General features: G+C 62.9%; 1 protein-coding gene and 1 pseudogene. Both read left to right on the forward strand.

Going from position 1 to position 1,172, the window contains the following annotated elements:
- The coding region (locus ABF86_RS12340) for a heme-binding protein (protein ID WP_160803659.1) at positions 1 to 461 on the forward strand (461 nt) is incomplete at its 5' end.
- A gap of 115 nt (positions 462 to 576) precedes the next feature.
- Positions 577 to 933: pseudogene (locus tag ABF86_RS12345) on the forward strand (AraC family transcriptional regulator); the annotation flags it as partial.
- Positions 934 to 1,172 lie beyond the last annotated feature (239 nt).

Below are 1,172 nucleotides of genomic sequence, written 5' to 3' on the forward strand. Positions count from 1 at the left end.
CCTTCAGCCTGCCTGGATTGGCCCTGGCCACGGCCAACCTGTACAGCGCCGTCCAGCCCGGCGGTAGCCTGTTTGGCTTGCAGGAGAGCAACCCAGTCAACCCCGCCGTAGCGCTGCAAGGCCCTGTGGCGGCCTGGGGCCAGCCCAACGACCCACTTGTGGGTCAGCGCATGGGCGGCATCAATGTGTTCGGTGGCGGTTTGGCCCTGTACAACGAGCAGGGTGCATTGTTGGGTGCTGTGGGCGTGTCTGGCGACAGTTCGTGTGCCGACCACGCTATCGCTTGGCGCACCCGCAACAATCTCAAGCTGGACTACGTGCCCAGCGGCGTGGGCCCGGGTGGTGTTGACCAGATCGCGTACCAAGGCGACTGGAAGCAGCCGCATTGCATCAAGGCGGAACTGGAAGACACTGTGGTTCGAACCTTGCCGTCGACTCGGAGTAAGCAGGCAAGTCGTTGAGAGTCTGGGGCGCTGTTCAGCTTGAACCTTTTAGGTCGAACTGGCCAGCGCAATGCCTTGAGAGCGTCTGTGAATCGCCAGAAAGCTTTGCCTCTCATTGGAACGGGGCAAGCATTCGCAAGCCGAGTTCGTGATTCCCGACCACCTTGCGCATGCCGACCCGATGGTGGAGCGCTTCGAGTGCTGGGCCAGACGTCGGCTCGCGCAAGGTTTCTCGCTGGCCGAGGCGGCCAGCGCCGCGGGCACAAGCGAGCGCACCTTGGCGCGGCGGCTGCAAAGCGTTTTGGGCAAGACACCCCTGTCGTATTTCCAGGACTTGCGCGTGGAGCATGCCGTCCATCTCTTGCGCACCGGGAGCACCAGCGTCGACCAGGTCGCCGCACAGGTCGGGTACTCGGATGGGGTGACCCTGCGGGCCCTGTTGCGCCGCAAGCTGGGCCGGGGTGTCAGGGAGTTGCGACGCGGTGGATGACCAGAGGCGTTTGGCGTATGTACGGCTGGAGACTGCCAGGAAACTGACGCAGGCCAAACGGCGCATTTGGACAAACTGACAAAACTACTGCCCGCCACGGCGCGCAAGCTCCAGTTTGACCCCGGACAAAGTTTTGCTGGCAATGTCGTGGTTGAGCAAATCAATACCTTGATTGAGCAACGCTGTGCCCTGACGATTCGGCGGCTCACCGACCCCGCCGCCAACAATGACGCAGCCGC

The sequence above is a fragment of the Nitrosomonas sp. GH22 genome (assembly GCF_009833115.1).
GTDB lineage: Bacteria > Pseudomonadota > Gammaproteobacteria > Burkholderiales > Nitrosomonadaceae > Nitrosomonas > Nitrosomonas eutropha.